Source organism: Actinosynnema sp. NPDC004786, assembly GCF_053601135.1.
In genome coordinates, this window is sequence record NZ_JBSGBG010000027.1 from 80,131 (window position 1) to 93,352 (window position 13,222).

The window sequence follows — 13,222 nt, forward strand, 5'->3', positions numbered from 1 at the left end:
GGCCGGGGGAGCGGGTGGGCCGGAAGATCCGGTGCCGGGTCCGGGCACGGAGCGCGGCCGCGGTTGTTCGACCCCGCCCGGCCGCTCCATAGTGGGACGAGCGCGGCGGACCCCGCTCGGACGCGCCTTAGCACGTTCCCGCCCGGTGCGGGGCACTCGAATTCCACCGACCGGTAATCGGTCGCTCATCGGCCATTCCTCGGCCGCACCGTGAACCGGCGATGACCACGGCTCCCCGGCTCGTGGGATATATCTGGCAACCGAGCGCGCCGAATGATGGAGCGCGATTCTCCTGCCGAACGCCGAACGGAAGTCGAGGACGTCATGAGCCTTTCTCCTGGTGCGCCCGAATTCGCGGACGCCCACGCGATCGGGATGCTGGACGGGTTCGGGCTGGCCGTGAAGTACGTCCGGGCCGAGGGCAACACCCTTTACCACGACGACGGCGAGGGCGGGGAGATCGGCGTCCTCGACCTGGCCTGCGGCTTCGGATCGTTGATCCTCGGCCACAACAACCCCGAGATCGTCGCCCACGCCAAGCAATTGTTGGACGAGCAGGTCGCGGTGCACGCGCAGTTCTCCGGCTACTCGTTCGGGATCGACGTGGCGGCCGCGCTGAACCGGATCATCCGCCGCGAGCTGGGCACCGACGAGAAGTTCTACGGACTGTTCGGCAACTCCGGCGCGGAGGCGGTCGAGATCGCCATCAAGCACGCCGAGATGGACCGCGGGATGCGGGCGGCCGAACTGCTGGAGTCGATCGACGGCAACGTGGAGAAAGCGACCGAGGCCGTCCGCGGCGGCGCGTCGGTGGCCGAGGAGGCGTTGACGTCGCTGGGCGTCACCTCGTTCGACGCGCTCGTCGCCGAGGTGCGCCGGCGCAACACCGAGGTCGCGGCCCGGCAGCCGCTGTTCCTGGCGCTGGAGGGCGGCTTCCACGGCAAGCTGGTCAGCAGCATCCAGCTCACCTACAACTCCGACTTCCGCACCCCGTTCCGGGCGCTGGCCGCGCAGGCCCGCTTCGTGCCCTCCGACCAGGTCGAGCTGGCCGCGAAGATCATCGAGGAGGAGCGGGTCGCGCTGCTGGACCTCGTGGTCCGCGACGGCGTGGTCGAGCTGGCCGAGCGGGACTTCCCGGTGTTCGGCGCGTTCTTCGCCGAGCCGATCATGGGCGAGGCGGGCATCAAGCCGCTGACCACCGAGACGGCGCGGGCCCTGCGCGAGGTGTGCGACGCGGCCGGCATCCCGCTGGTGGCCGACGAGATCCAGAGCGGCATGGGCCGTTCCGGCTCGTTCTTCGCCTCGGTGCACTGCGGCCTGCGCCCCGACTACATCATCCTGGCCAAGTCGCTGGGCGGCGGCATCGCCAAGACCGGCGTCGTGCTGGTGCGCGAGTCCCGCTACCGCCGCGACTTCGAGCTGCTGCACACCTCCACGTTCGGCAAGGACGGCTTCTCCAGCCGGATCGCGCTCAAGCTGCTGGAGCTGCTGGAGGCCGACGACGGCGCGGCCTACCGGATGGCCGCCGAGCGCGGCGCGAAGGCCAAGGCCGCCATGGAGGCGGTGGCCGCCGAGTTCCCGGACGTCTTCAAGGAGGTCCGCGGGCGGGGCCTGATGCTCGGCATCCAGTTCCACGACCAGGAGAACTCCGACAACGAGGTGTTCCGCGAGTGGTCCGAGCACCACGTGTTCCTGTTCGCGGTGGCGGGCTACCTGCTGCACGAGAAGCGGATCCGCATCTTCTCCACCGCGAGCAACCCGAACACGCTGCGGTTCGAGCCCTCCATCTACATCACCGACGAGGAGATCGACCGCTTCGCCGAGGGGCTGCGGGACGTGGCGCGGCTCGTGCGGGCCAAGGACGCCGACGCGCTCGCCCGCACCGGGGCCTCGTCGTGACCAGCCAGCTCACCCCTCCGGTCATCGACATCGAGGGCCGCGACATCCACGGCGAGGGCGAGCGGCTGCGCGCCCTCGGCCGGGCGGCCAAGGTGGAGCTGCCCGACGGCGTGCTCGCCTGGTGGGTCACCGACCAGGCGCTGGTCAAGCAGTTGCTCACGGACAAGCGGGTCTCGCGCGACACCTACCGGCACTGGCCCGCCTGGGGCAACGGCGAGAGCGAGCTGGCCAAGACGTGGCCGCTGGCGGTGTGGGTGGCCGACCGCAACATGATCACCGCCTACGGCGCCGAGCACACCCGGCTGCGCAAGCTGGTGGCCAAGGCGTTCACCGCGCGCCGCACCGCCGCCATGCGGCCGCGGGTCGAGGCGATCACGGCCGGGCTGCTGGACCGCCTCGCCGAGCACCCGGCGGGCGAGGTGGTCGACCTGCGCGCGGAGTTCGCCTACCCGCTGCCGGTCGAGGTCATCTCGGAGCTGCTGGGCATCCCCGGCGAGATCCGCGACGACCTGCTGCACTACGTCCACGCGATCATGGACACCGCGGTCACCGCCGAGCAGGCCCAGCACAACCTGACCGAGCTGTACCGGCTGCTGGGCGAGCTGGTGGCGATCAAGCGGCAGCGGCCCGGCGACGACGTCACCACCGGCCTGATCCAGGCCCGCGCCGACGACGGCGACGCGCTCAGCGAGATCGAGCTGGTCGACACCGTGCTGCTGATGTTCACTGCGGGCCACGAGACCACGGTGAACCTGCTCGACCAGACCATCGCCCTGCTGCTGAGCCACCCCGAGCAGCGCGCCCGCGTCACCGCCGGGACGCTGCCCTGGGAGGACGTCGTCGAGGAGTCGTTGCGGCTGGAGGCGCCGTTCACCAACCTGCCCATGCGGTACGCGGTGGAGGACATCGACCTCGGCGACCTCGTCATCCGGCAGGGCGAGCCGATCGTGATCGCGTTCGCCGCGGCGGGCCGCGACCCGAAGGTGCACGGCGCGGACGCGGACCGGTTCGACCCCGACCGCCCGACCCGGCGCGAGCACGTCGCGTTCGGCCACGGCGTGCACCACTGCCTGGGCGCGCCGCTGGCCCGCCTGGAGGCGGGGATCGGCCTGCCCGCGCTGTTCGCCCGGTTCCCCGGGCTGGAGCTGGCCGTGCCCGCGTCGGAGCTGAAGCCGCTGGGGTCGTTCATCTCCAACGGGCACGCCGCCCTGCCGGTGAGGTTGGGCTGATGGACTTCGACTACATCGTGGTCGGCGCGGGCTCGGCGGGCTGCGCGGTGGCGGCCCGCCTGTCCGAGGACCCCGGCGTCACCGTCGCGCTGATCGAGGCGGGCGGCCCGGACGACGACCCGAACGTGAAGATCCCCTTCGCCACGCCCGAGCTGTTCGGCACCGCGCTGGACTGGAACCTCGCCACCGCGCCGCAGGAAGGGCTGGCCGGCCGGTCGGTCACGTGGCCGCGCGGCCGGGGCCTCGGCGGCTCGTCCACGATCAACTTCCAGATGTGGGTGCCCGGCCACGCCGACGACCTCGACACCTGGGACGCCGGCCCGCTGTGGGGCCGGGAGCGGTTCGAGCCGTACTTCCGGCGCGTCGAGCGCTGGGCGGGCGACCCGGACGCGGGCCGCACCCACGGCGACCGCGGTCCGCTCTGGATCTCGCCGCCGCGCGACCCCGACCCCAGCTCGCTCGCGTTCGTGGACGCCTGCGCGGAAGCCGGCCTCAAGCCCATCGAGGGTGGCCTGGGCGGCTCGCCCGAGTCGGGCGCCGCGCTCACCCCGCTCACCCAGCACGAGGGGCAGCGGTGGAGCGCCGCCGACGCCTACCTGCGGCCCGCCGCCGGCCGGCGCAACCTCACCGTGCTGACCCGCGAACTCGTGCACGGGATCGTGCTGGAGGACCGGCGGGCGGTCGGCGTCCGGCTGGCCGACCGCGTCCTCACCGCGCGCCGCGAGGTCGTGCTGAGCGCGGGCGCGATCGGGTCGCCGCACCTGCTGATGCTGTCCGGCATCGGCGACCCCGACCGGCTGGCCGCCGCCGGCGTCCGGCCCCGGGTCGCGCTGCCCGGCGTCGGCGAGGGCCTGCACGACCACCTGGTGGTGGACTTCGTGCTGCGGGCCTCCGGCGACACCCGGTTCACCGACCTCGGGCCGGAGGCCCGGCGGCGGTACGAGGCCGACCGCACCGGCCCGTTCAGCTCCAACCTGCCCGAGGCGGTCGCGTTCTTCCGCGCCGACCGCGGCGACGGGCCGCCGGACCTGGAACTGCTCTGGGTGCCCGCGGCGTTCGACGCCGACGGCACGCCGCTGGCCGCCCGCACGCTCGGCGTCGTGCTGCTGCAACCGCACAGCCGGGGCCGCGTCGACCTGGTCGACGCCGACCCCGCCACGCCGCCGCGCATCGACCCCGGCTACCTGACCGACCCGCGTGACCTGCCCACCTTCCTCGAGGGCGTGCGGTTCGCCCGCGAGGTCGCCGACACGCAGGTGTTCAAGCCGCTGCTCGACGGCCCGCTCACGCCGTGGCCCGCCGACGACGACCGGCTCGGCGCGTTCGTCCGCGAGCACGCCGAGACGGTGTTCCACCCCGTCGGCACGTGCCGGGTCGGCGAGGCCGAGGACTCCGTCGTGGACCCGCGGCTGAAGGTCCGCGGCGTCGACGGCCTGCGGGTGGTCGACGCCTCCGTGATCCCGCACGTGCCCCGCGGGCACACCCACGCCCACGCCGTCGCCCTCGGCGAGCGCGGCGCCGAACTGATCCAGGAGGAGCAATGACGACGAGCGAGTTCACCGCCGTGCTGGAGGCCGTGCGCGAGATCGTGCCGACGCTGCGCGAGAACGGCCGGGCTTCCGAGGACAACCGCTGGATCGTGGACGAGAACGTCCACCTGCTGGAGAAGACCGGCGTGCTGCGCGCCGCCTCGCCGCGCCGCTACGGCGGCCTGGACCTGCCGCTGGCCGAGGCCGCCGAGCTGATCAAGGAGGTGGCGTCGGGCTGCGGCTCCACGGGCTGGGTCACCATGGTGTGGGTGTCCAACGCGTGGCTGGCCACGCTGTACCCGGACCAGGCGCAGGACGAGATCTTCGCCGAGGGCCCCTCCGTGCGGATCTCCGGCGGCTTCACCCCGTCCGGCACGCTGACCCCGACCGAGGGCGGCTACACCCTCAGCGGCACCTGGCGGTTCAACTCCGGCTGCCGCGGCGCGTCGTGGAACATGGCCGCCGCGATCGTGCACCGCCCCGACGGCACCGAGGAAGAGGCCATCGCCATCGTCCCGATGAGCGAGTTCACCATCGCCGACGACTGGGACACCTTCGCCGCCGCCGGCACCGGCAGCGCCTCGTCCACGCTCAAGGACGTGTTCGTGCCCGAGCACCGGGTGGTGACGTTCGAGCACGCCCTGCTGGACAGCACCCCCGGCCGCGAACACCTCACCGCCGACCGCCGCTACGGCCTGTTCCCCGTGGTGTTCACCGAGTGCGCGGCCGCGTGCATCGGCATCGCGCGCGGCGCCATGGACCTGTTCCTCCAGCGCGTCCCGGGCCGGCCCATCACCTACACGTCGTGGACGGACCAGCGGCAGCACCCGCTGACCCAGATCCAGGTCGCCACCGCGGCCAACAAGATCGCCGCCGCCGAGGGCCTCGCCCGCGGCTGGTGGGACCTGCTCCAGGGCCGCGCCGACGAGGGCGGCTCGCTGACCGCCGAGGAGCGGGCCGTGCTGCGCGGCGAGACCGCGTTCGCCATCGCGCTGGCGAAGGAGGCCGTGGAGATCCTCTACGGCGCGAGCGGCGCGTCGGTGCTGCAGAAGTCCGTGCCGATCCAGCGGTTCTTCCGCGACATCGAGGGCTTCGCCCAGCACGGTCTGCTGCTCGACACCACCAACCTCGAGGTGCAGGGCCGCGTCCTGCTCGGGCTCGACCCCGACACCCCGTTCCTGTGACCCGACCCCGTTGACCGACCGGACGCGCACCCCCGACCGCGTCCTGTGCCCCTTGCCAGTGCTCCGCCCGCCGCGGACCGGAAGAACGAGAATGAGATGACCGAGCAGAACCCTCCCCGACAGGGCACGATCGGCCGCCGCACGCTGCTGAAGGCGCTGGGCGTCGGCGGCATCGCGGCGGCGGCCGGCACCGCCGCCGCGACCGGCGTCGCCTCGGCGTCCAGGACGAGGTCGACCGTCCACGACGTGATCGTCATCGGCGCCGGCTTCGCCGGCATCACCGCGGCCCGCGCGCTGCGCCAGCAGGGCGTGCGGGCCGTGGTGCTGGAAGCCCGCGACCGCATCGGCGGCCGGACGTGGACCACCACGTTCGCCGGCGAGCAGGTCGAGCTGGGCGGCCAGTGGATCGCCGAGTCCCAGCCGCTGGCCTTCGGCGAGCTGCAGCGGTACGGCATCCCGCTGATCGGCGACCCCGACTCCTTCCCCGACGTGGCCTACTACCCGGCGTCCGACGGTCCGAGGACGTTCGACTTCCTGTCCGCCAACGACCACCTGGGCAGCCTGATGACGCGGCTGTTCGAGGGCACGCGGGACTACTTCCCGCGCCCGTACGAGCCGCTGTACGCGCGCGACCTGGTGACCCGGGTCGACCGGCTGTCCCTGGGCGCGCGGCTCGACCAGCTCGGACTGTCCACGCAGGACCGCGCGTGGCTGCAGGGCGTCACCGACTCCTACTCCGGCGGCGACAGCTACAGCCGCGGCCTGACCAGCATGGCGCAGTGGTGGGCGCTCGGCGGCCACACGCACGCCGGCTGGGACGCCCAGGTCGCCACCCGGCCGGTCGGCGGCATGCTCGGGCTGCTCCAGCGCATCCTCGCCGACGCCGCGCCGGACCTGCGCCTGAACACGCCGGTGACCACGATCGCCGACAACGGCCGCCAGGTCGACGTGACCACGAGGGACGGTCGCGTGCTGTCCGCGCGCGTGGTGGTCGTGGCCGTCCCGGCGAACGTGTGGCGCACGCTGCGGTTCACCGCCGGGCTGCCGGCCGTGCACGCCGGGGCCAGCCGGTTCGGGCTCGGCGTGCCCAACGTGATGAAGTTCTGGTTCCGCACCAGCGGCGACAACGGCCGCGTGTACGCCACCGGCAAGCCGGGCGACCCGGTCTCGCTGCTGCTGCCGCAGCGGGTGCTGTCCAACGGCGACGTGCTGTCGGTCGGCTTCAGCGAGGACCCGCGGCTGGACATCACCGACCGGGCCGCGCTGGAGGCGGCGATCCGCCGCATCGCGCCCGGCACCAGGCTGCTGGAGCACGCGGTCGGCCCGTGGGGCCGCGACCCGTACTCGCTGGGCGCGTGGGGCATGCGCGGCCCCGACCAGCTCGTCCACCTGCCCGCCATCCAGCAGCCGCACGGCCGGCTGGCGTTCGCCACCGGCGACATCGCGTCCGGCTGGAACGGCGCGTACATCGACGGCGCGATCGAGAGCGGGCAGCGCGCCGCGCGGCAGGCTCTCGACCTCCTCCGGACGGCGTGAGCGCGCCGAGAGCCGATGGAGAGGCCGCCCGGCTAGCTTCGAGGATGATCCCACCACGGTGCGGGTCGTGAGTCGAGGAACAGAAAGAGGGAATCTCGTGAGCCGGTTTGCCGGTAAAAAAGCAGTCATCTCCGGGGGTACGCACGGAATGGGCCTCGCCGTGGCGAAGGCGCTGCTGGCCGGTGGGGCCGAGGTGCTGATCACCGGGCGCGAAGGCAAGAACCTGGAGGCCGCGCGCGAGGAGCTCGGCGAGCGGGCGCACGTCGTGGCCTGCGACGTGACCGACGTCGCGCAGCTCCGCGCGGTCGGCGACGTGGTCAAGGAGAAGCTGGGCCAGGTCGACTTCGTGCACGTCAACGCGGGCTACGCCAAGCTGGAGCCCCTGGAGGCGGTGACCGAGGAGGTCTTCGACCGGACCTTCGGCGTCAACACCAAGGGCGCGTTCTTCACCACGCAGGTGCTCGCCCCGCTGGTCAAGGACGGCGGCGCGATCGTCTTCACCACGTCCATCGCCAACAACGGCGGCACCGCCGGGATGAGCGTCTACGCGGGCGCGAAGGCGGCCGTGCGGTCGTTCGTGCAGGTGTTCGCGGCCGAGCTGGTGGGCCGCGGCATCCGGGTCAACGCGGTGAGCCCCGGTTTCATCGACACCCCGAGCATGGGCGTGGACGCCTCGGCCCAGGAGCGGCAGGAGTTCTCCGAGCTGGGCGACCAGATCACCCCGATGAAGCGGCACGGCTCGCCGGAGGAGGTCGCGGCGGCGGTGCTGTACCTGGGCTTCGACGCCACCTTCACCACCGGGCACGAGCTGGTGGCCGACGGAGGTCTGTCGGTCGTGTCCGCGTAGCGCGCGCGGCCGGAGGGAGGCCCGGTCGTCCCGGTTCGGGACGGCCGGGCCTTTCGCGCTTCCCGGGGCGCCGGTCCCGCGCGCGGTGTTTCCGGGCGCTGTGGGGGCGGCGCGGTTTTTTCGCGTTCCCGAGCGCCCGCGACACCGCTCACGGTGTGCTCACCGCCCGTCCTGGATCGGCCGATGAGCGGCGGGTTATTCCACGATGAGTGGGCTTCCCGGACGGGCCGATAACGTCGGAGCCGGGCATTTGCCGCACTTGCAGGAAGGATTCGCCCATGACGGCCCAGATCGACTTGCAGAACCTGGATCTGACCGACGATCCGGAAACCCAGAACGACGTTTTCCTGGCCGCGTTCAACTCCGGTCAGGGCGCCATCTTCGACAGCCTCTACCGGGACGACTCCATTTCCAACCTGTCCGGCGGGCCGCTCACCGGCGCGGCGCGCACCGAGGCGATCACCGCGTTCCTGGCGACCAAGCCGAAGCTGAAGTCCAAGGTGAAGGCCGCCTACACGGCGGGTGATTCGTCGTTGATCATCGTCGAGTACGACCTCGAGATCACCAAGGAGGACGGCACCCGGCAGCGCATCCTGGGCAAGTGCACCGACGTGCTGGTGCGCGGCGAGGACGGCAAGTGGGTGATGGCGGTCGACCGCCCGGTCGCCGACAGCGTCGAGGACATCCAGGGCTGAGCCGCGCGCGGACCGCGTCGCGCGCCGGCGCGGTCCGCGCACCGCTCGCGGGAAGGACGTGTGCGATGGAACTGGCACCCGAGCTGACCGGGGTGTCCCCGACCGAGATGCGCTCCACCCTCGCCCGCTTCGCCACCGGCGTGGTCGTGCTGACCGTCGGCGGCGAGCACATGCACGGGATGACCGCGAACGCCTTCAGCTCCGTGTCGCTGGACCCGCCGCTGGTGCTGTGCTGCGTGGCCCGCACGGCGACCCTGCACGACGGGATCGCCGCGGCCGGGCACTTCGCGACCTCCGTGCTGAGCGGTGACCAGGAGGCCAGCGCCCGCTGGTTCGCCGACCGCGACCGGCCCGCCGGGCGGGCCCAGTTCGACCGGGTCGACTGGACGCCGGGACCGGCCACCGGCGCGCCGGTGCTGACCGACGCGCTGGCGTGGCTGGAGTGCGAGCTGGTCGACGTGCACGAGGCGGGCGACCACTCGCTGTTCATCGGCCGGGTGCTCGGCACGGGCCGCGGCGACGGCCGGGCCGGGCTGCTGTTCTTCGACGGCGGGTACTGGCAGGTCGACACGAGCGAAAGGCGACGATGAGCATCTCCGAGATCGACATCCGGCCCGCCGTGCGGCCGGCGGCGGCCCCCGCGCCCGCGCCGCGGACCATGCGGGCGTTGCGGGAGCGGCGCGACGAGCTGGCCGACCGCATCGCGCTGGGCGACCGGGTCGCGGTGGAGCGGCAGCACCGGCTGGGCAAGCGGACCGCCCGGGAGCGGCTGGAGCTGCTGCTGGACCCCGGCTCGTTCGTCGAGGTCGACATGTACCGGCGCGGCACGACCGGCGCGCACACCGACGGCGTGGTGGCCGGCTCGGGCACGGTGGACGGGCGGCGGGTGTTCGTCTACGCGCAGGACTTCACGATCTCCGGCGGCTCGCTGGGCGCGGGCCACGCCGCGAAGATCCACAAGGTGCTCGACCTGGCCCTGGCCACCGGCGCGCCGGTCGTCGCGCTCAACGACAGCGGCGGCGCGCGCATCCAGGAAGGCGTGATGGCGCTGGACGGCTATGGCGGCATCTTCCGCCGCCAGGTCGAGGCGTCGGGCGTCATCCCGCAGATCAGCGTGGTGCTGGGGCCGTGCGCGGGCGGCGCGGCCTACTCGCCGGCCCTGGCCGACTTCACGTTCATGGTCCGCGACACCGCGCAGATGTACCTGACCGGCCCGGACGTGGTGAAGGCGGTGAGCGGCGAGCGGGTGACGCACGACCAGCTCGGCGGCGCCGACGTGCACGGGTCGATGTCGGGTGTGGCGTCGTTCGTGCACGACGACGAGGAGAGCTGCCTGGCCGACGTGCGGTACCTGCTGTCCTTGCTGCCGTCGAACAACCTGGAGCCGCCGCCGTCGTGCGAGCCGCCCGAGGACGACGACCTGCGGCCCGACCTGGCGTCGCTGGTGCCGGTGGAGCCGAACCAGCCCTACGACATCCGGGCGGTGATCGCCGAGGTCGTGGACGACGGCGAGTTCCTGGAGGTGCACGAGCGGTGGGCGGGCAACGTGGTGTGCGCGCTCGCCCGGGTGGCCGGCGAGGTGGTCGGCGTGGTCGGCAACCAGCCGCTGGTGCTGGCCGGCGTGCTGGACACCGCCGCGTCCCAGAAGGCGGCCCGGTTCGTGCGGTTCTGCGACGCGTTCAACATCCCGCTGGTGACGCTGGTGGACGTGCCGGGGTTCCTGCCGGGCACCGACCAGGAGTACGGCGGCGCGATCCGGCACGGCGCGAAGCTGCTGTACGCCTACTGCGAGGCGTCCGTGCCGCGGGTGCAGGTGATCCTGCGCAAGGCGTACGGCGGCGCGTACATCGTGATGGACTCCCGGTCCATCGGCTGCGACCTGTCCCTGGCGTGGCCGACGAACGAGATCGCGGTGATGGGCGCGGAGGCCGCGGTGAACGTCATCCACCGCAAGGAGCTGGCCGCCGCGGCCGATCCCGAGGAGCTGCGGTCGGTGCTCGTGGCCCGGTACAGCGACGAGCTGGTGCACCCCTACTACGCCGCCGAACGGGGGCTGGTGGACGACGTGATCGACCCGGCGCAGACCCGGGCGGCGGTGGTGCGGGGCCTGGCGATGCTGCGCGACAAGCGCCGCCGCGCCCCGGCCCGCAAGCACGGCAACGTGCCGTTGTGACGGTTCGGCGGCCGATCCCGGACCAACGGGGCGGCCGCTGACGGCGGGCGGCTGAGCGGCCGGACGGCGCGCTCAGCCGCTTCCGCGTGCCCGGGACCGGCCGGCGGTGCGGGTTGGGCTGGGTCCCCCTCGACGACGACGGCAGGCCGCTGTTCGACCCCACCGCGCGGTCGCCGGTGCCGCGCGACCGCTTGGACCCGCCGAGGTAGCACGAGGAACGGCCCACCGACCGTGGGGGAGCGGTCGGTGGGCCGTGGGGGGAGGGGCTCAGCCCGGCAGGAGGGTGAACGGGTCGTCGCGCAGCGCGGTGCACACCGCGCGCAGTCCCGTGGCCAATTGCTCGATCTGCTCGTCGGTGATGAACACCGACGGCTCGAACCTCAGCGTGTGCGAGGCGCTCGCGGTCGGGAAGACGCGCACGTGGTGGGCGTTGAGCAGGTAGCCCGCCAGCACGTAGCCGAGCAGGCCCTGCCCGGCCAGCTCGCCCACCGGCCCCGGCGCGCCGGTCTGGTCCCGGAACTCCAGCCCGAGCATGAGGCCCTTGCCGCGCACGTCGGCCACGACGGTCGGGAACTCCTCCCGCACCGCGCGCAGCGCCGACTCCAGCGCCGCCCCGCGCTCGACCGCGCGCCCGCAGACGTCGATCGACTCGACCAGCTCGATCACGCGCGTCCCGATGTGGCAGGAGAACGCGTCCTTCGCGAACGTGGAGCTGTGCACCAGCTCGAAGTCCGGCACGTACGTCGACTGCCGGATCAGCGTCACCGCCGACTTGGCGACGCCGCCGCCGATGGCCTTGGCCAGCAGCACGTAGTCGCCGAGCAGCCCGACGTGCGACGAGGCGAAGAACGCGCCCGTGCGGCCGACGCCGGTCTGGATCTCGTCCACGACCACCGGGAAGCCGCCCGCGTCGGCCGCGGCGCGGATGTCGGCCGCGACCTCGCGGTCGAGCACGTGGATGCCGCCCTCGCCCTGGATCGGCTCGACGAAGAACGCCGCGATCACCGGCAGGTCCCGCTCGACCAGCCGGCCGTCCCGGACGTCGAGCAGCGTGACGCGGCACGCCTCGACCTCCTTGGCGACCTCGCCGCCGGACACGAACCGCGCCTGCACGGCCAGCGTCCGGAACGGCAGCCGGTAGCCCGCGTTGTGGGTCAGCTGCACGCTGCCCGCGAGCTTGCCGTGGAAGGAGCCCTCCAGGGTGAGGAACACCGGCGGCGTCCCGTACCGGGCCTCGTTGTGCTCGCGCACCCGTTCGGCCAGGTCGGCGGGCGCGTCGGCCAGGTGCGCCTCGATCTCGTCCCGCACCGCGGCCACCCGCGCGCCCCGCGCCATCTCGGCGTGCTTCAGGGCGATCTCGACGGCCTCCGCGCCGGTGCTGGCGAAGATCGCCGAGTACGGCTCGTCGGCGCCGAACTCGCGCCGCAGCACGCGGTTGAGCGCCAGGGCCAGCTCGTTGGCGTAGGGGTGGTAGGAGAACTGCGCGTGCACCGGCGCCTGCTGCGCCAGCAGCTCGTGGGCGCGGGCCACGACGTCGGGGTGGTTGTGGCCCAGGACCAGCGAGCCGTAGCCGCCGACGAAGTCGACCACCGGCACCTCGTCGCCGGACGGCTTGCGCCACCACAGCGTGTCTGCCTCGCCGCGCACGTACTCGGCGTCCAGCCCCAGTTGGGCCAGCAGTCCGCCCAGGTGCGCCTCGGCCAGTCGCGGCTCCATGTCAGTTGTCGCCGTACGGGTTGTCGATGGCGTAGCGCCACTTGCCGTCCGGGCCCTTGCGCAGCACGTCCAGGCCCGTGCCGGACAGCGTCTCCTCGCCCTCGGCGTCGATCTGCCAGTCCACGACCAGCAGCGCCGTGTCGCCGGTCACGTACGACTCCTTGACCTCGGCGCGCATGACCGGCCGCTTGGCCATGAAGTCCTTCACGGCCTGCGCGTGCTCGTCGCCGCTGAGGGGCTTTTCCGGGTCCCACACCGACACCGCGTCCTCGGTGTAGAGGGACAGGACGACGTCGACGTCACCCGAGTTCATCGCGCGGACGTAGAGGGCGGTCATTTCGGTGGCGTCGTCGGGCAGCGTGAAGTTCGCGGTCATGGGGACCAGTCCTTTTCCGGTGGTTGGTCGGAATGACG

Annotated in this window: 11 protein-coding genes; 9 read left to right on the forward strand and 2 right to left on the reverse strand. The window is 72.9% G+C overall.

Annotation, left to right across the window (positions count from 1 at the left end; genetic code table 11):
- The first annotated feature begins 324 nt into the window (after positions 1-324).
- The 9 genes from ACWEFJ_RS23680 to ACWEFJ_RS23720 all read left to right on the forward strand — a co-directional run bounded on the left by ACWEFJ_RS23680 (position 325) and on the right by ACWEFJ_RS23720 (position 11,092).
- Complete coding sequence (locus ACWEFJ_RS23680) at positions 325-1,899, forward strand: aspartate aminotransferase family protein (protein ID WP_449715067.1); 1,575 nt, start codon at positions 325-327, stop codon at positions 1,897-1,899.
- Complete coding sequence (locus ACWEFJ_RS23685; RefSeq protein ID WP_378096397.1) at positions 1,896-3,128, forward strand: cytochrome P450 family protein; 1,233 nt, start codon at positions 1,896-1,898, stop codon at positions 3,126-3,128. Before ACWEFJ_RS23680 ends, ACWEFJ_RS23685 begins: the two co-directional genes overlap by 4 nt.
- Positions 3,128-4,672: a GMC family oxidoreductase gene (locus ACWEFJ_RS23690; RefSeq protein ID WP_449715068.1), complete on the forward strand. Its 1,545-nt coding sequence runs from the start codon at positions 3,128-3,130 to the stop codon at positions 4,670-4,672. The genes ACWEFJ_RS23685 and ACWEFJ_RS23690 overlap by 1 nt, the downstream gene beginning before the upstream one ends.
- Positions 4,669-5,841 carry an acyl-CoA dehydrogenase family protein gene (locus tag ACWEFJ_RS23695; protein ID WP_378096403.1) on the forward strand — a complete coding sequence of 391 codons (1,173 nt, stop codon included), beginning with the start codon at positions 4,669-4,671 and terminating at the stop codon, positions 5,839-5,841. The genes ACWEFJ_RS23690 and ACWEFJ_RS23695 overlap by 4 nt, the downstream gene beginning before the upstream one ends.
- Before the next feature lie 96 nt (positions 5,842-5,937).
- Entirely contained in the window at positions 5,938-7,377 is a 1,440-nt protein-coding gene (locus ACWEFJ_RS23700) for a flavin monoamine oxidase family protein (protein ID WP_449715069.1), read from the forward strand.
- Positions 7,378-7,474: 97 nt separating this feature from the next.
- Positions 7,475-8,224 carry an SDR family oxidoreductase gene (locus tag ACWEFJ_RS23705; RefSeq protein ID WP_378096409.1) on the forward strand — a complete coding sequence of 250 codons (750 nt, stop codon included), beginning with the start codon at positions 7,475-7,477 and terminating at the stop codon, positions 8,222-8,224.
- 278 nt (positions 8,225-8,502) lie between these two features.
- A complete protein-coding gene (locus tag ACWEFJ_RS23710) occupies positions 8,503-8,919 on the forward strand; it encodes a YybH family protein (RefSeq protein WP_378096412.1) in 417 nt (138 codons plus the stop codon).
- 65 nt (positions 8,920-8,984) lie between these two features.
- The gene (locus tag ACWEFJ_RS23715) at positions 8,985-9,509 is read left to right on the forward strand and encodes a flavin reductase family protein (protein WP_378098439.1); all 525 of its coding nucleotides are present in this window, start codon (positions 8,985-8,987) and stop codon (positions 9,507-9,509) included.
- Positions 9,510-9,526: 17 nt separating this feature from the next.
- Positions 9,527-11,092 carry an acyl-CoA carboxylase subunit beta gene (locus ACWEFJ_RS23720; RefSeq protein ID WP_449715074.1) on the forward strand — a complete coding sequence of 522 codons (1,566 nt, stop codon included), beginning with the start codon at positions 9,527-9,529 and terminating at the stop codon, positions 11,090-11,092.
- Positions 11,093-11,359: 267 nt separating this feature from the next.
- Here the strand turns inward: ACWEFJ_RS23720 and ACWEFJ_RS23725 are convergent, their stop codons facing one another.
- Both ACWEFJ_RS23725 and ACWEFJ_RS23730 read right to left on the reverse strand, forming a co-directional pair.
- Positions 11,360-12,808 (reverse strand): aspartate aminotransferase family protein, encoded by a 1,449-nt coding sequence (locus ACWEFJ_RS23725; protein WP_449715070.1) that lies wholly within the window; start codon positions 12,806-12,808, stop codon positions 11,360-11,362.
- Between the two features lies 1 nt (position 12,809).
- Positions 12,810-13,184, reverse strand: a complete 375-nt coding sequence (locus ACWEFJ_RS23730) for a YybH family protein (protein ID WP_378092881.1) — start codon at positions 13,182-13,184, stop codon at positions 12,810-12,812.
- Between the last annotated feature and the right edge of the window lie 38 nt (positions 13,185-13,222).